15 protein-coding genes are annotated in these 15,124 nt (G+C 70.3%); 6 read left to right on the top strand and 9 right to left on the bottom strand.

Annotated elements, in window-relative coordinates:
* Positions 1-3: 3 nt before the first annotated feature.
* From AB0G28_RS14065 to AB0G28_RS14040, 6 genes are read right to left on the bottom strand one after another with little or no spacing between them, the layout of a single operon-like run.
* Positions 4-534, bottom strand: coding sequence for an isochorismatase family protein (locus AB0G28_RS14065; protein ID WP_361087869.1), 531 nt, complete (start codon positions 532-534; stop codon positions 4-6).
* Entirely contained in the window at positions 531-1,964 is a 1,434-nt protein-coding gene (locus AB0G28_RS14060) for a cytosine permease (RefSeq protein ID WP_361087866.1), read from the bottom strand. Before AB0G28_RS14060 ends, AB0G28_RS14065 begins: the two co-directional genes overlap by 4 nt.
* Positions 1,961-2,836 carry a PfkB family carbohydrate kinase gene (locus AB0G28_RS14055; RefSeq protein WP_361087863.1) on the bottom strand — a complete coding sequence of 292 codons (876 nt, stop codon included), beginning with the start codon at positions 2,834-2,836 and terminating at the stop codon, positions 1,961-1,963. The genes AB0G28_RS14060 and AB0G28_RS14055 overlap by 4 nt, the downstream gene beginning before the upstream one ends.
* A complete protein-coding gene (locus tag AB0G28_RS14050; RefSeq protein ID WP_361087860.1) occupies positions 2,833-3,828 on the bottom strand; it encodes an ADP-ribosylglycohydrolase family protein in 996 nt (331 codons plus the stop codon). Before AB0G28_RS14050 ends, AB0G28_RS14055 begins: the two co-directional genes overlap by 4 nt.
* Positions 3,825-4,517, bottom strand: a complete 693-nt coding sequence (locus tag AB0G28_RS14045) for a GntR family transcriptional regulator (RefSeq protein ID WP_361087857.1) — start codon at positions 4,515-4,517, stop codon at positions 3,825-3,827. The genes AB0G28_RS14050 and AB0G28_RS14045 overlap by 4 nt, the downstream gene beginning before the upstream one ends.
* Positions 4,518-4,549: 32 nt before the next feature.
* Positions 4,550-5,212 (bottom strand): VC0807 family protein, encoded by a 663-nt coding sequence (locus tag AB0G28_RS14040; protein ID WP_361087854.1) that lies wholly within the window; start codon positions 5,210-5,212, stop codon positions 4,550-4,552.
* Between the two features lie 488 nt (positions 5,213-5,700).
* Between AB0G28_RS14040 and AB0G28_RS14035 the strand changes: the two genes are divergently transcribed.
* The gene (locus tag AB0G28_RS14035; protein WP_361087851.1) at positions 5,701-6,075 is read left to right on the top strand and encodes a hypothetical protein; all 375 of its coding nucleotides are present in this window, start codon (positions 5,701-5,703) and stop codon (positions 6,073-6,075) included.
* Here AB0G28_RS14035 and AB0G28_RS14030 read toward each other — a convergent pair.
* Together AB0G28_RS14030 and dusB are read right to left on the bottom strand one after the other, a co-directional pair.
* Positions 6,032-7,255, bottom strand: coding sequence for a hypothetical protein (locus AB0G28_RS14030; protein WP_361087848.1), 1,224 nt, complete (start codon positions 7,253-7,255; stop codon positions 6,032-6,034). The genes AB0G28_RS14035 and AB0G28_RS14030 overlap by 44 nt on opposite strands.
* A gap of 40 nt (positions 7,256-7,295) precedes the next feature.
* On the bottom strand, positions 7,296-8,435 hold the full coding sequence (dusB, locus tag AB0G28_RS14025; RefSeq protein ID WP_361087845.1) for a tRNA dihydrouridine synthase DusB: 1,140 nt from the start codon (positions 8,433-8,435) through the stop codon (positions 7,296-7,298).
* A 231-nt stretch (positions 8,436-8,666) separates the two neighbouring features.
* Here dusB and AB0G28_RS14020 point away from each other — a divergent pair, with 231 nt between their 5' ends.
* The gene (locus tag AB0G28_RS14020; RefSeq protein ID WP_361087843.1) at positions 8,667-9,842 is read left to right on the top strand and encodes an ATP-binding protein; all 1,176 of its coding nucleotides are present in this window, start codon (positions 8,667-8,669) and stop codon (positions 9,840-9,842) included.
* 22 nt (positions 9,843-9,864) lie between these two features.
* Here AB0G28_RS14020 and AB0G28_RS14015 read toward each other — a convergent pair whose 3' ends face one another.
* Positions 9,865-11,436, bottom strand: a complete 1,572-nt coding sequence (locus AB0G28_RS14015) for a caspase family protein (RefSeq protein ID WP_361087840.1) — start codon at positions 11,434-11,436, stop codon at positions 9,865-9,867.
* Between AB0G28_RS14015 and AB0G28_RS14010 the strand changes: the two genes are divergently transcribed.
* The 4 genes from AB0G28_RS14010 to AB0G28_RS13995 all read left to right on the top strand — a co-directional run bounded on the left by AB0G28_RS14010 (position 11,422) and on the right by AB0G28_RS13995 (position 15,076).
* Positions 11,422-11,739 (top strand): hypothetical protein, encoded by a 318-nt coding sequence (locus AB0G28_RS14010; protein ID WP_361087837.1) that lies wholly within the window; start codon positions 11,422-11,424, stop codon positions 11,737-11,739. The two genes, AB0G28_RS14015 and AB0G28_RS14010, sit on opposite strands and share 15 nt — an antisense overlap.
* 33 nt (positions 11,740-11,772) lie before the next feature.
* Positions 11,773-12,738 (top strand): Gfo/Idh/MocA family oxidoreductase, encoded by a 966-nt coding sequence (locus AB0G28_RS14005; protein WP_361087834.1) that lies wholly within the window; start codon positions 11,773-11,775, stop codon positions 12,736-12,738.
* A gap of 60 nt (positions 12,739-12,798) precedes the next feature.
* On the top strand, positions 12,799-14,619 hold the full coding sequence (locus AB0G28_RS14000) for a DUF2339 domain-containing protein (protein ID WP_361087831.1): 1,821 nt from the start codon (positions 12,799-12,801) through the stop codon (positions 14,617-14,619).
* Between the two features lie 67 nt (positions 14,620-14,686).
* Positions 14,687-15,076 carry a TIGR03667 family PPOX class F420-dependent oxidoreductase gene (locus AB0G28_RS13995; protein ID WP_361087828.1) on the top strand — a complete coding sequence of 130 codons (390 nt, stop codon included), beginning with the start codon at positions 14,687-14,689 and terminating at the stop codon, positions 15,074-15,076.
* The last annotated feature ends 48 nt before the right edge of the window (positions 15,077-15,124 follow it).

The following is a 15,124-nucleotide window of genomic DNA, read 5'->3' as shown; positions in this document are numbered from 1 at the left end:
AATCTACTTCGCGAGCACCTCCTCGGTGGTGGCGACCTTCACCAGCGGGCCGTACAGCCGCATGATGTCGAGGGCCTTCGCGTGGCTCGCGTCGTCCGCACCCGCGCACGCGTCGGCCACCACCGTGACGTCGACACCCGCGTCCGCCGCGGCCAGGGCCGTCGAAAGGACGCAGCAGTCCGTCGACACGCCCGCCAGGACCAGGCTCGCGCCGCCCACGCGGGTCGCCATCCGGGCGTGCCACTTGCCGAACGTTGTCGCGTCCACTGTGGACTTCGGCTGGAACGCATCGACCACCTGGTACAGCGGCGCGTCCGGCGGCTGGAGGGCGAACGGCCACTGCGCGTAGTACTGCTTCCACGCCCCCTCCGGCTGCCGGGGCGCGACGAACCGGGTGAACACGACGTCGTCGCCGAACGCCGTCACCAGCTTCCGGATCCGCGGCACCACCTCGGCGAACCGCGGGGTGAACCACGGGCTCGCCGGGTCGGCGAACACGTTCTGCAGGTCGATGACCGCCAGGATCGCCTTCACGCAGCCTCCTGCGCCCGGACGCGCGGCCGGGTCAGCAGCGTGACGGCGAAGCCGAGCACCAAAGCCAGCAGGACGCCGAGGTTCGCGAACGCCCACGAGCCGTCCCGCCCGCCGAGGCCGAACGGCTCGAGGAGGTAACCCTGCCACTTCAGCCAGTCCGCGGACGTGTTCGTCACCAGGCCCCAGCCGAGTGCGGTCGCCACCAGCACCAGCGCGATCGGGCCGAGGCGGACGTCGCCGTAGCGGCCGGCCGGGTCGAACAGCTCCTGCTCGGCGTAGTCGCGCCGCCGCAGCAGGACGTCCGCGAGCATCACGCCGCACCACGCCGCGACGGGCACGCCCAGCGTGACCAGGAAACCCTGGAACTGGCCGAGGAACTCGCCGCCGAAGAACACGATGTAGACCGTGCCGAGCACCATGATCACGCCGTCGACGAGCGCCGCCACCGGCCGCGGCACGCGCAGCCCGGCGGAGAGCAGCGCCAGCCCCGACGAATAGATGTCCAGCACCGCGCCGCCGACCAGGCCGAGCACCGCGACGATCGCGAACGGCACCAGGAACCACAGCGGCAGCAACGTCGTCAGCGCGCCGATCGGGTCGGCCGCGATCGCCTTGTTCAGGTCGGGCGAGGACCCGGCCAGCAGCAGCCCGAAGACCAGCAGCACCAGCGGCGCCACGGACGCGCCGAACGTCGTCCAGCCGACCACCCCGCGGCTCGACGACGACCGCGGCAGGTACCGCGAGTAGTCCGCGGCCGCGTTGACCCAGCCGAGGCCGAAGCCGGTCATCAGGAACACCAGCGCGCCGACCCATTGCTGAGCTGAGCCGGACGGCAGCGCTCGGACGGCATCCCAGTGGACGTCGCCGGCCACGAGGACGACGTAGACGACCGTGAGCACGCCGGTGATCCAGGTGATCCACGTCTGCAGCCTCATGATCGCGTCGAAGCCGAGCACGCCGGCGGCGACGGTCAGCGCGGCCACGACGACCAGCGCGACCACCTTCGTCGGTGTCCCGCCACCCCAGCCGAGGCGCTCGAACACGGTCGCCGTGGCCAGCGTCGCCAACGCGGTCAGCACGGTTTCCCAGCCCACCGTGAGCAGCCACGAGATCGCCGACGGCAGCCGGTTGCCGCGCACGCCGAAGGCGGCCCGCGAGAGCAGCATCGTCGGCGCCGACCCGCGTTTGCCCGCGATGGCGATGAACCCGCACAGCAGGAACGAGAAGAGGATGCCGGCCACGCCGGCGATCAGCGCCTGCCAGAACGAGATGCCGAAGCCCAGGGTGAACGAGCCGTAGCTCAGCCCCAGCACCGAGACGTTCGCGCCGAACCAGGGCCAGAACAGCTGACGCGGCGTCCCCCGGCGCTCGGCGTCGTCGATCACGTCGAGGCCGTTGGTCTCCACCTCGAGCCTGCGGGTACCGGTCATGGCGTGGCCTCCACCAGCTGGTCGATCTCTTCCCGGCCCGGCGCGGTCGCCGGGCCGCGCCGGGTCACCGAAAGCGCGGCCGCCGCGTTGGCGCGCACGGCGGCGTCGCGGAGAGTACTGCCGCGCAGCAGCTCCGCGGCCAGTACACCGCAGTGCGTGTCGCCGGCGCCGGTGGTGTCCACGACGTCGACCGGGAACCCGGGGACGTCGGTGATCCGGCCGTTTTCGTGGACACGGCAGCCTTTCGCGCCCTCGCGGACGACGGCGACAGGCGGCAGCTCGCCCAGCACCTCGGCTTCGCGGGCGGTGCAGCTCACTATGTCTATTGTGGACAGCAAGTCATGAAGGTCTCCGGGGTCGATGTCGCCGATGAGCGGGCCGGGGTCGAACAGGATCGTCGAGCCGGGCAGCCGGGGCAGCCACTCGAGGAGGGCTCCGCGGTTGATCTCGTGCACCCAACTGTATCCGCTCACATACACGACGTCGTCAGTCTTTGGGGTGACCCGGCCGAGCAGTTCGGCGTGCAGCCGTCCTTCGGCGCCGGTACCGGTCGCGAAGGTGCGCTCGCCGGACGCGTCGACGAGCACGACGACGACACCAGTGTCCACTTCGGACGTTGGTGGGTGCGCGAGTTCCACGCCTTCGGCCGCGAGGGCGGCGCGGGCCAGGTCGCCGAAGCCACCGGTGCCGTGGCTGCCCGCGTAGAGCACGCGGGCGCCGGAACGCGCGGCAGCGGCCATGACGTTGAAACCGCCACCGGGCACCAGGTTCGTCGACGACGCGAGCACGTCGCCACCGCGTGGCGGCAGGGCGGGCACCGCCATGACGAGGTCGACGACGACCTGCCCGGTGTGCACCAGCCGCCCGGTCATCGGCGGCGCAGCTTCAGGAGTTCGTCGACCAGCGGCCCGAATTCGAGCCGGTTGACGGCGAGCACGGTTTCGACCACGTCCGGGCGGAAGGCGCCGACACCGTGCGCGGCGCCGAGCATCGCCCCGCAGATCGCGGCGACGGTGTCGGTGTCGCCGCCCAGCCCGGCGGCCAGGCGCAGGGCCGCGGGCGGGTCGTCGCCCATGGCTTCGGCCAGCGCGAACGCGGCCACGACGGACTCCTGCGACGCGACCGACGTGCCGATCACCCGCGCGACCGCGTCGGCGACGGCGTCCGGGGCCATGCCGCGCACCCAGTCGCGGGCCCACCGGATCCGGGCGGCGATCTCGCCGCCGGGTGCCCAGTGCCCGCGTTCCCCGCCGACGACGGCGGCGCGCTCGCCCGCGTCGAGCGCTTCGGCCACGCTCGCACCGTCCACCCCGGCCGAAACGGCGGCGGCGACCGCGGCGGCCGACGCGATGCCGAGGCTGGTGTTGTGCGTGACCCGCGCGGTCGCGACGACGGCGTCGACCAGCGTGTGCAGGTTCTCGGCGGGGGTGGCGATGCCGACCGGCGCGACGCGCATGGCGGCGCCGTTGGTCGTCCCGGTGCGGCCGGCCTCGTCCGCCGGAACACCGTCCTGCAGCCGGGAAAGCGCCCGTTTGGTGGACGGCCCGAGCAGGTCCGCGGAGCCGCGGCGGACCATGTCCGCCTCCCAGATCAGCAGCGCGTCGGCGAAGACGTACGGTTCGACGGTGCCGCGGCCGTCGATGAGCAGGCGGGCCAGCAGGATGGCCTGCTCGGTGTCGTCGGTGACCGACCCGGCGGGCATGGACGGCGCGACCGGCTGCTCGGCGACGGCGGTGAGCAGGCCGGTCACCGGGCCGTAGGTCGCGGCGATGGCGGCGCGGGACATCGACTGCGTCGGCATGCCGAGCGCGTCGCCGACGGCCAGCCCGGTGAACGCGCCGAGCGCCCGGTCCCGGGCGCTCACCGGTGCCCGAAGGTGAGGTGGAACTGGAAGCGGTCCGGGTCGAGCAGGCTGACGACGTGCTCGACGAGCCGGCCTTCGACGTCGACGGAGGTGCGTTCGGCTCGCAGGAAGAGTTCGCCGATGGCGCGGCCCAGCAGTTCGGCGGCGCAGGCGTCGAGGCGTTCGGTGCTGATCCACTGGTCGCCGCCGACGGAGATCCGCCCGGCGGCTTCGAGGGTCTTGGTGAGGGAGCCGTCCCGCAGGCCCGTCTCGGGGAGGGCGGCGAGCGGTCCGGCGGCGGGCACGGTGGCGGTTTCCAGCGAGATCCCGCGGGCCTGCTCCCGCCGCACCCGCCGGACGGCGACGTAGGTCGTCTCGCCGAACTCCTCGGCGAGGGCGGCGTCTTCGACGGTCTCGATCCCGAGGAGCTCGGTGGTGACGGGCGCACCGGCGTCGGCGAGGGCCCGGGCCCAGCCGATCCGCTGGTCGAGCTGGACCCCGTCGAAGGTGACGAACGAACCGACGCCGGCCTGGGTGGAGATGAGCTCGAGCTGCTGGAGCTCGGACAACGCGCTGCGCACGGTGCCGCGGCTGACCTGGTACCGCAGGGCGAGCTGGTTCTCACCGGGGAGCCGTTCGCCGTGGGCGAGCCGGCCGGAGCGGATCAGCTCCGTGAGGTCCCCGACCAGCTGCTGCCGCTTGCTGAACATGTACACACCTGTACACCCGGTGTTGTCGCAGGTCAAGCGGCCACGAGCGCACGGGCCTGCGCGTCGGCGGCGATCATCTTGCCCGCCTTCTCGGCGACCTTGCCGGAGACGACCATGATGACCGCGAAGGAGGCCGCGAAGATGGTGGTGCTCAGCCAGACCATGGTCGCGACGGGCAGGGTGAACGCGCCGAGGACGCGAACCGAGCTTTCCAGCGCGAAGCCGATGCCCCAGATCACGCTGCAGCGCCGGAGGATGGCGTCGAACTTCGCGGTGCCGCTCAGGCGTTCCCACGCGGCTTCCCGTTCCGCATTGCCGCGGGTGAGGAAGGGGCGCATGGTCTTGGTCATGATCGGGGCCGCGGTGAACGCGGAGACGAGGATGACGAGTCCGGTGATGCCGCTGCCGAGCGAGTCCTTGGCGATCATCATCCGGGCGTCACCGGAGACGAAGGTCAGCAGCATGCCGACGACGTTGGTGACCAGGACGACGAGGGCGAGGCCGTTGATGGTCCGGTCCTTGGCGAACTGGTAGAGGGTCCGGGCCAGCGGGAACACCCCGGCGAGGGCGAGCGCGGCGAAGTCGCTCGCGCCGAACGAGTGGAGTGCGTAGTAGGCGCCGATCGGGACGGCGATGTCGATCGCGAGGGTCTTGAGGAGGCTGCTGCCGGGCTGGTTCGTCGTCTGCGTCGTCATGAGAAGAGCTTGTCGCGGCGGCGGGCCGGGAAAGGATGCCGTCCGCCACGACTTCGGCCTGACAGATGTCACGGGCCTGGCTTGGTAGGATCGGCATCGCGATTGAGCTGGCTGCCGGTGTTGAAGGGGGGACGGCCGGTTCGCAAAGTCGCTAGTGCTGAGATCGGGACTCGGCCTGCCCCAGTGGAAACGCTGGCCGGTTGGTGCGCGCTCTCGCCTGCCCGGCCGGGTAGGCAAGGAGCAGAGTGTGGCAGCTGGACTTCCCGAGCTTGCGGTCATCGTGAGCGTGAGTGGAATCGCGGTCGGATCCGTTGTCAGGCCACTCTGCAAGTGGTTGACCGCGAAGACCCTGGTGTCCAAGGCGCGGCCGGAGGACATCCCCGAGATCGCGAAGGCCCTGCACCCACCGCTCGAGATCAAGCGCAAGGGCCGGGAAGAGCCGTGAAGGCGCCACCTCACGTTTCGGGTGGCTGCGTCGTCGGGTTCGCATGGCAACCTTCTTGCGCGTCACGATCGCCCTGCAGACCCTGGCCGTCTTCCTCGCACCGGTCACGGCCGGGCTGCTGCTGACCACCCCGAACGGGCACGTTCTGCACAGCGCTTCGGCGTACACGGTGTTCGTCGTGGCGATGGTCCACGTCGTCGCCGCGGTCCTGGCGTGGCGGCCGGGTGGCGGCTCAGCTCGTCCGATCGTCCACGCGGCCGTCTTCCTGGCGCTCACGTCGGCGCAGGTGGCGCTGGGGATCGCGCACGTGAAGACCGTGCACGTCCCGCTGGGTGTGCTGCTGTTCGGGATCAGCCTGCTGCGGCTCGCCCAGGTCAGGAATCCGACCAGCGCAGCCCGTACGTCAGGCCTTGCCTGAGCGGCTCGAATTCGGCGCTCACCTCGCCGATCCGGTCGATCGTCATGGGGACGTCTTCGGAATTGATCTCTTCGGCCGCTCGCGGGGGTATGCCGTGGACGGCCCACACGTGCCGCGGCGGCCGGTCCGGGGCGAACTTCACGCGGGCGCTGAAACGGCTCGTTTTTCGCAGCGGGGTCAGGAAGTAATACGGGTGCATCAGTTCGGGGGACAGCACCGTGTACTGGACGCAGTATTCGTAGCGCTCGCCGATGTGGAGGGTTTTGGCGAGCCGGACGGTCAGGATCATGTGGCTCGGCGAGGCCTGCCGGTGTTCGAGGATTCTCCCGCCGTACACGAACTCCGCGCGGATGTGGTCCTTCTGGCTCGGCGTCCGCCGCGGGGCCGTCGCGGGGAGCTGGATTTCGTCGAGGCCGTTGACCGACGACACTATCTGGCGGATTTCGGTCAGCACGGGAAATTCCAGGTCGAGCCGGAATACGCCGCGGACTGATTCGGTGTGCCACTGTTCGGTGGAGTAGTCGTCCGCGGGACGCCGTTTCTTTTCGATCAGTTCTTCGGCCATCCGCCGGAAGGCCAGGTCGACGCGCCTGCGTGCGGTCCGCGGATCCCGGCCGAGCGCCTCCGCCAGCCACTTCAGGCGCTGGTCGAGGAACTCGCTCGATGCGCTCTCCTCCATGCCGAAGGCGGTCAGGGCCGCCAGTTGGAGGTCGTCGGGCAGCATTGTCGCCAGGCTCGTGATCGCCTGGATCAGTTTCTCCCTGATCTGGCGTTCGTTGTCGGTCGCCTGGATCGCGCACGTTTCGCGGAGGATCCGGCCGGTGCGCTGCTCGATGTCCGTCGCGAAGATCCCGCGACCCCGGCGGAGCTCGCTCAGTTCGCGGACTGCTTCGTCGATTTCGCTGTCGGTCTTGGAAGATACGGGGTTCATGATTTCTTGCGGATCGGTGTGGTCCACGGACGGCACTTCGTGTATTCGCGGATCAGCGGAACGCGATCTTTCGGTTCGCTCCCGCGGAGGACGATCAACAGCCCGACGAGCCAGGCGATCATGCGGAGGGCCAAGAGCACCGTGCAGGCCGCAAGGGCAAATGTCCCGACCGCACCCATGAGGTGCCCTTTCTCCGAGGCCATTGCGACCCCAAAGCTCAGTGGGTCTCCATGACATCATGGTGTCCATCTTGTGTCACCTTGTCAAGACTTGGACACCCGATGTCAGGTCAGCCCCCGGAGTGCATGTCCTCGGCTTCGGGGACGCAGTCGTCGTCCGGGTCGTCGAGCCAGCCGTGCGGGAGCGTCACCTTGCCCGGCGAGCCCTGACGCCCGCGCGGCCCGGTCGCGGCGGCCGGGAAGGGCGCCGAGTGGTCGAGCTGGGCGATCAGGTCGTCCAGCTGCTGCATCGAGGACAGCATCGCGAAGCCGCGGCGCAGCTCCGAGCCGACCGGGAAGCCCATCAGGTACCAGGCCATGTGCTTGCGGATGTCGCGCATGGCCTTGTCGTGGCCGTCGTGCTCGATGAGCAGCTCCGTGTGGCGCCGCAGCACCTGGGCGACCTCGCCGAGGTTGGGCGGGGTCGGCAGCGGACGACCGGCGAAGGCGGCTTCCAGCTCGCCGAACAGCCACGGCCGGCCGAGGCAGCCGCGGCCGACGACGACGCCGTCGCAGCCCGTCTCCGCCACCATGCGGAGCGCGTCGTCCGCGCTGAAGATGTCGCCGTTGCCGAGGACCGGGATGCTGGTCACCGCTTCCTTCAACGCGGCGATCTTCGTCCAGTCGGCCTGGCCGGAGTAGCGCTGCGCGGCGGTGCGCGCGTGCAGGCTGACGGCGGCGGCGCCTTCACCCTCGGCGATGCGGCCGGCGTCGAGGTAGGTGTGGTGGTCGTCGTCGATGCCGATGCGGAACTTCACCGTGAACGGCACGTCGCCCGCGGCCTTGGCGGACTCGCGGACGATGGCTTCGAAGAGCTTCCGCTTGAACGGCAGCGCCGCCCCGCCGCCCTTGCGCGTCACCTTCGCGACCGGGCAGCCGAAGTTGGAGTCGACGTGGTCGGCGAGCCCTTCGCCGACGATGATCCGCACGGCTTCGGCCATGGTCTTCGGGTCGACCCCGTAAAGCTGCATCGACCTGGGCTTTTCGTTCGCGCCGAAGGTCATCATGTGCATGGTCCCGGGATGCCGCTCGACGACGGCGCGGGCGGTGATCATCTCGCACACGTAGATGCCGGCGCCGTACTCCTGGCACAGCTGCCGGAAGGCGACGTTGGTGATCCCGGCCATGGGGGCGAGCACGACGGGAGGATCGACCTGGTAGGGGCCGATCTTCAGGGCGGGCTTGCTCAGGGTGGCGGTCACGTCCTCCATTGTCGCTTGTGGTGTCGATCACGCGCAGGCGGGCGGCGCTGCGGCCGGCCGGCTTCGGCAGATTCACAGCAGGATCTTCGGCAGATCCACGACACCTGTTTCGGCAAAATGACGAGATAGCTCTCGGCAGATTCACGAGAGTGGGCGTATGGTCGGGTCGTGCGCGGAGCCGAGGAATACCTGTCACGGAGAGCTGCCGAACTGGTTGCGGAGGCACTCGCGGACACACGCGTGGTCATCATCAACGGAGCACGTCAGACTGGTAAGAGCACGCTGGCCGAGTTGTGCCTGCGCGACCACCCGGACGGCGTGCGGCGCTATCTGGACGATCCACGGACCAGGGCCTCGGCCGACGCGGATCCGGTGGCCTTCCTGGACGCGCCGGGCACGATGCTCATCGATGAGGTCCAGCGTGTTCCGGAGTTGTGGCTGGCGATCAAGCACACCGTCGACCGCGATCCCCGTCCAGGACGTTTCCTGCTGACCGGTTCGGCCCGGCTGCTCGGCCTGAGCCAGCTCCCCGACGCCCTGCCCGGGCGCTCGGAGACGATCGAACTGTTCCCCCTGTCCCAGGGCGAGATCGACGGCAAACCGGACGGCTTCGTCGATGCCGCGTTCGCCCACGGCAGCCGGCTCCGCGGAGAACCTTCCGAGCTGCGTCGCCGCGACTACCTGGCTCTCGCGGCCCGCGGCGGCTATCCCGAAGCTGTTCGCCGGACCACTCCCCGGCGCAGGGACCAGTTCTTCAGGTCCTACCTCGACGACATCATGAGCCGGGACGTGCACCAGGTCGCGGACATCCGGCGGGGCTCCGACATGCGTCGTCTTGTCGGAGCGCTGGCCGCACAGTCCGGTGGCCTGCTCAACTACAGCAGGCTGTCCTCGGACCTGGGGCTTCCCGTGTCGACCGTTCGCGACTACGTCGACCTCCTCGAACTGATTTACCTGATCCGGTTGATCCCGGCCTGGTCGGCGAACGCGACGACGCGGGCGGTCGCCACGCCGAAACTGGTGTTCAACGACGCCGGCCTGGCCGGGCACCTGGTCGCCGGAGTCGCCAACGACGCCACGACGGGCGGGCTCATCGAGACATTCGTCATCGGCGAACTCGCGCGCCAGATCACGTGGAGCCGGACGATGCCGCGGTTGCACCACTATCGCGACCGTGACGGCTACGAGGTCGACGCGGTATTGGAGGACAACACCGGCCGGGTGGTCGCCGTCGAGGTGAAGGCCGCGGAAACGGTTCGTGCCAACGATTTCCGCTCGATCCGCGTCCTCCAACGGCGCCTGGGCGACCGCTTTCGCGCCGGCTTCGTCGTCCACTGCGGCGACCAGTACCTTCCTTTCGGCGACGACCTCGCTTGCGTCCCGATCAGCGCGTTGTGGACCACTTCGCCGGAGTGAGCAGCCGAAGGCGGAGCCGGCATCAGCCGTAATCCTTGGTGACGATGACCACCACGCCGGGGCTCGCGTCCTTGATTCCTTCGAGACGGGGTTCGGCGAGGATACCGAACTCGGCCGCGAAAGCTTTCGCGGCTGCTTCTTCATCCGTTCCAGGGCGATAGTACGCCGTTGTCCTTGGGATGATGCCTTGTGAGTAGTTGCTTACCTCACTGACGTTCCAGCCCCCCGCGCGGAAGTCGTTGGCCGCTCGAGTGCCCAGATCTCTGATGACCGAGTTGTTGAAGACGCGCACGGTCACCCACTTCAGACTCGACGGGCTTGGCGTGGTGGCAGGTCGTGACGATGTGTTCGAGGACGACGTGTTCTGCGCTGGAGTCGTCGTGCCGCCGGCCTTGGTGTCGTCGGTACCGCCGAGCAGCTTCACCAGCACGATCGCCAGCGCGGCGACGACGACCGTGGCCACCCCGGCCGAAACCAGCACCCTGCGCCGGCGTGCCGGCGGCTGAGGGGAGACGTCCAAGGCGGACACCGGTGGCGGTCTGAGGTCGTCCAGGGCCCGAAGCGTCTCGATCGCGACGCGATCGCCGTTGTCGGCCGCCACGCTGAGGGCGCGGAAGGCGCCTCGGCGGACCGCCGCGTGCTTGCTCCGCAGAGCCGCTCGGAGTTCGGGGTCGAGACCCGGTGGCAGCGGAGGGCTCTTCCTGCTGTGCGCGACGAAGATCGGGCCGCTCACCCGGTCATTGCGCGAGGGGGTCTGGTGTTCGGTCCGGGACCGGACGCGCTCGTGGACGTAGGTGTACAGCTCGCCGGCCTCGATCTCGCCGTCGGCGTCCAGGTCGGCATCGCCGGTGCGCAATCCTTCGATGATCGCTTCGGTGAAGAACGACGGCGCCGTCCGCTCGCCGGGGGCCGGGCCGGAGCCGATCTCGAAGGCGTGCTCGACGTGGTTCGACGCGGTCATCACCAGGCAGCCTCGGCCGGTGCTCGCCGAAAGCTGGCCGACCACGTCGACCCGGCCGCCGGTCTTGGGGATCAGGCCGGCGGGAAACGCCCCACTGAAACAGCAGTCCAGCCACAGCATCACCTGGCGGGCGGGACTGCGATCCACCTCGTCACGGACGAAGTCCGCCGAAACGCCGGTCGCGGAAAGCAGGTCGAGTGTCGTGTCGGCGGCCGCGAAGTGGAGTCGGCCGGCGGCGTCCTTGACGCCGTGTCCGGAAATGTGGAACAGCACCAGGTCGTTCCTGGCGGCCGTGCTGAACAGCCGGCTGACGGCCACCCGGACCTCGTGCGCAGACCGGTTGGCCAGCACGGTCACCGCGAAGTCACCGATGGCCGGATCGGCGAGGACCTCGCTCAGCTCATCGACGTCGCGGGTCGGCCCGCGCAGCGGCCCCAGCCCCGGGTCCGCGTAGTCGTCGCAGGCGATGAGCAGCGCCAAGCGTTTCCCGGTCGCTGCCACGGCGTTGTGGCCACGGGGGACTTCCATCGTATGAGTACCTGCTTCTTCCGGCACGGGTGCTATATCGTGCGAAAGGTGACGGACATTTCGGTGACGGTGCCCGGCGACGATCCGGCGGTGGCCGACGAACAAATCCGGCGGCTTCGTGAAGAACTGCTCGGGCTCGATGTCGACGCGGTCGAATTCGGCCCCGGTCCGACGCCGCCGGAAGGCGCCAAAGGGGTCGACGCGTCGACCGTGACCTCGCTCGTCGTCACCCTCAGCTCCTCCCCGGTGCTGATCATCCTCGGCCGCACCCTGCGCGACTGGGTCAACCGGGCGAACGGCCGCTCCCTGATCATCCGCAAGGACGGCCGGTCACTGGAGATCACCGGCGCCCGCACCCGCCATGACCAGGAAATCATCGACGCCTTCATGCGCGATGACCAACCTTAGCCGGGGAAAGTTCGGTTCGCTTAGGGTTCCGGCATGACCGACAAGCCGCTGCGCTGGGGAATCATGGGTACCGGTCTCATCGCCGGCGCCTTCGCGGAAGACCTGAAGCTCACCGATTCCGGCGTCGTCGCCGCCGTCGGGTCACGTGCTGCCGAAAGTGCCGCGCGGTTCGCCGACCGGCACCGCGTTCCCGCACGTCACAGCAGCTACGAAGCCCTGGCGAACGATCCGGACGTCGACGTCGTCTACGTCGCCACTCCGCATCCCCTGCACCACGGCAACGCCCGGCTCGCGCTCGAGGCCGGCAAGCCCGTGCTGGTCGAGAAGCCGTTCACGATGAACGCCGACGAGGCCCGTGACCTCGTCGACCTCGCGCGCGGCAAGCACCTGTTCCTGATGGAAGCCATGTGGACGCGGTTCCTGCCGCACGTCCGGCACGTCCGGGAGCTGCTGCCGAGCCTCGGCCGGATCGTCACCGTCGCCGCCGACCACGGGCAGTGGTTCGCCGAGGATCCCGCCTTCCGGCTCTTCGCTCCGGAGCTGGGCGGTGGCGCCCTGCTCGACCTGGGGATCTACCCCGTGTCGTTCGCGTCGATGGTGCTCGGCGCGCCGGACCGCGTCGCCGCCCTGGCGACGCCCGCCTTCACCGGGGTCGACGCGCAGATGTCGATGCTGTTCGGCTACCCGAGTGGTGCTCAAGCCGTGCTGACCTGCACGTTGAGCGCTGTTTCGCCGACCACGGCGTCGATCGTCGGCACGGACGCGCGGATCGAGATCGACGGGCCGTTCTACGCTCCGGCGTCCTTCACGTTCGTTCCGCGCGGAGGCGAGCCGAGCCGGCACGAATACCGGGACGAAGGCCGTGGCCTGCGGCACCAGGCCGACGACGTGGCTCTCCGGCTGGCCGCCGGCGAAACCGAAAGCCCGCTCATGCCGCTCGACGAAACCGTCTCGATCATGACGACCATGGACGCCGTTCTCGCCGCGACCAGGACGTGACCCGGGTTTGAGTAGTGCTACGGATCCGCAGGTGGACGCCGGTGCGTGACCCTGTCCGGTATGACCACCGAAGCAGATGTGCTCCTCCGGCTCGCCGGCGAGATCGACGACCTGGGGCGTCGTCTCGCCTTGGTGGGTTCCGAACTGCGGACCGTGCGGGACGGGCAGGCCGACCAGCCCCAGCCGGCCGAACAGGCACCGCAACCGCGGCCTGAGCCGCCGCCTCAGCCCCAACCCCAGCCCCGGCCGATGCGGCCCGAGTCGATTCCGTTCCCGCAGTACCAGTGGCAGCCGCCCCGGCAGCAGCAGTACTTCCCGCCGCCCCAGCAGCAGTACGTCCCGCCCGCTCCGCGGGAGACGCTGGGCGCGAAGCTCGGCAAGGAGGGCGCCGGGAGCCGCGTGCTCGCCTGGGTCGGCGGTGCCGTGACGCTGCTCGGCGTCGTCCTGCTGCTCGTGCTGGCCGTCCAGCGGGGCTGGCTCGGGCCGCTGCCGCGAGTGCTCGTCGGGGCCGGGTTCGGCCTGGCGCTGACCGGCACCGGCGTGTGGCTGCACCGCAAGCCCGCCGGTCGCACCGGGGCCTTCGCGCTGGCCGCCACCGGCATCGCGACGCTCTACCTCGACGTCGTCGCCGCGACGACGCTGTACGAGTTCCTGCCGGTGCTCGCCGGGCTCGCCGCCGGGCTGGCCGTCGCCGCCGTCGGGCTGCTCGTGGCCGTGCGCTGGGAGTCGCCGTTGCTGGCCTCCGCCGTCGTCATCGGCTGTGTCGTGTGCGCGCCGATGATCGTCCGCGGGTTCACCCCCGAACTGGTCACCTTCCTGCTGATGGTCCAGCTCGCGACGACGCCGGTGCAGCTGCGCCGCGACTGGTCGTCGCTGACGCTCGCCGCCGGCGTCCCGCCGCTGTTCGCCTCCGTGATCAGCACCGCGGTGCTGGGTGGCGGGGACAGCTGGGCCAACACCGCCGCGGCCGGGGGTGCCGGGGTCACCGGCGTCGCGCTCGCCCTGATCGTGCTGCGCCGCCGCGAGAACGACCCCGCGGCGCTCACGCTGCTGGCGACGGCGGTCGTCCCGACGCTCGTCGCGGCACTGCTGCTGCCGAAGGCCCAGTCGGTGCCGATCACGGCCGGGGCGGGGGCCGTCCTGCTCACCGTCTGGGCCGCGCGCCGCTGGTGGCCAGGGCTCGCCGGGCACCTGGCCGGGCTGGCCGGGTTGCTGGCGATCCTGCAGGCGACGGTCACGCGGTTCGACGGCCCGGCCCGCGCCGGGGTGCTGCTCGGCGAGGCGCTGCTGCTTGTCGTGGCCGCGGTGGCCGGGCGCAACCGGGTCACGCTCGCCGCCGCGCTCGGGTTCGCGTCCATCGGCGGGCTGATCGGCGTGTTCTTCGACGTCACGCCCGCGCTCCTGGTCGTCCCGCGGGCCCGGCCGGTCGCCGAGCTCACCGGGGCGCTCGCGGTCGCCGCGCTCGTCCTCGCCGTGTCGGTCGCGCTGCCGTGGGCGGCGGCCCGCCTCGAGGTCTTCCGCGGACCGGCCGACGACCTGCCGGTGTGGCTCCTCGCCGGCGTCTCGGCGCTGTACGGCGCCGCCGGGGTGGTGCTGTGCGGGTCGCTGCTGGCGGTGCCGGACCGGCCGGGGTTCCTCCTCGGCCACGCGCTGATCACGGTGTCCTGGACGATCGCCGCCCTCGTGCTGCTGCTGCGCGGGATCGACGTCGTCGGGCTGCGGGTGACCGGGCTCGTCCTGGTCGGCGCCGCGGTCCTCAAGCTGGTCCTGTTCGACCTTTCGGCGCTCGACGGCCTGGCCAGGGTGGGCGCGTTCCTCGGCGCCGGGCTGGTGCTGCTCGCGGCCGGGACGCGGTACGCCCGGCGGGTGGCGTCGCGCTGAGGCGGGAAGAAATCGTCGGTGCCCCGTGGTTGTCTGGATCACACACCGACGACCAAGGGGCACCGACATGGCAGAACCGAAGCTCGCCGACCGGGCGGACGAGCCGATCGCCTGGCTGACCACCGTCACGCCGAAGGGGCGGCCAGCACCCCGGCCCGTGTGGTTCGTCCTCGACGGCGACGACATCGTGGTGTTCAGCGAGCCCGGCACCGCGAAGCTCCGGCACATCGAGGCGAACCCCGACGTCAGCTTCCACCTCAACAGCGACTCCCACGGCGGCTCGATCCTCGTCGTCAACGGGAAAGCGCACGTCGAAGCGGGCAAGCCTTCGGAGGCGCCCGGGTACCTCGACAAGTACGGCTCCCACTACGCGGCGATCGGCTTGACCGCGGAGGGGTTCGACGCCAAGTACTCCGTCCGCATCCGCGTGGTGCCCGAACGCTCCTGGGGGTTCTGAACCAGTCCACTTAGGATGGTCGCCGGCCGGGAGTTCGTGGGAAAGTCA

This window comes from Amycolatopsis sp. NPDC021455, from assembly GCF_040640995.1.
Taxonomy (GTDB): Bacteria; Actinomycetota; Actinomycetes; order Mycobacteriales; family Pseudonocardiaceae; genus Amycolatopsis.
This window is presented reverse-complemented; position numbering and strand designations above follow the sequence as displayed.

What these genes read in the sequence shown, in the direction of transcription:
- dusB (WP_361087845.1), bottom strand. Translation starts at nt 8,435, where the DNA reads ATGGAGGACGTGACCGCCACCCTGAGCAAGCCCGCCCTGAAGATCGGC.
- AB0G28_RS14045 (WP_361087857.1), bottom strand. Translation starts at nt 4,517, where the DNA reads ATGTTCAGCAAGCGGCAGCAGCTGGTCGGGGACCTCACGGAGCTGATC.
- AB0G28_RS14055 (WP_361087863.1), bottom strand. Translation starts at nt 2,836, where the DNA reads ATGACCGGGCGGCTGGTGCACACCGGGCAGGTCGTCGTCGACCTCGTC.
- AB0G28_RS14005 (WP_361087834.1), top strand. Translation starts at nt 11,773, where the DNA reads ATGACCGACAAGCCGCTGCGCTGGGGAATCATGGGTACCGGTCTCATC.
- AB0G28_RS14030 (WP_361087848.1), bottom strand. Translation starts at nt 7,255, where the DNA reads ATGGACACCATGATGTCATGGAGACCCACTGAGCTTTGGGGTCGCAAT.
- AB0G28_RS14000 (WP_361087831.1), top strand. Translation starts at nt 12,799, where the DNA reads ATGACCACCGAAGCAGATGTGCTCCTCCGGCTCGCCGGCGAGATCGAC.
- AB0G28_RS14035 (WP_361087851.1), top strand. Translation starts at nt 5,701, where the DNA reads ATGGCAACCTTCTTGCGCGTCACGATCGCCCTGCAGACCCTGGCCGTC.
- AB0G28_RS14060 (WP_361087866.1), bottom strand. Translation starts at nt 1,964, where the DNA reads ATGACCGGTACCCGCAGGCTCGAGGTGGAGACCAACGGCCTCGACGTG.
- AB0G28_RS14040 (WP_361087854.1), bottom strand. Translation starts at nt 5,212, where the DNA reads ATGACGACGCAGACGACGAACCAGCCCGGCAGCAGCCTCCTCAAGACC.
- AB0G28_RS13995 (WP_361087828.1), top strand. Translation starts at nt 14,687, where the DNA reads ATGGCAGAACCGAAGCTCGCCGACCGGGCGGACGAGCCGATCGCCTGG.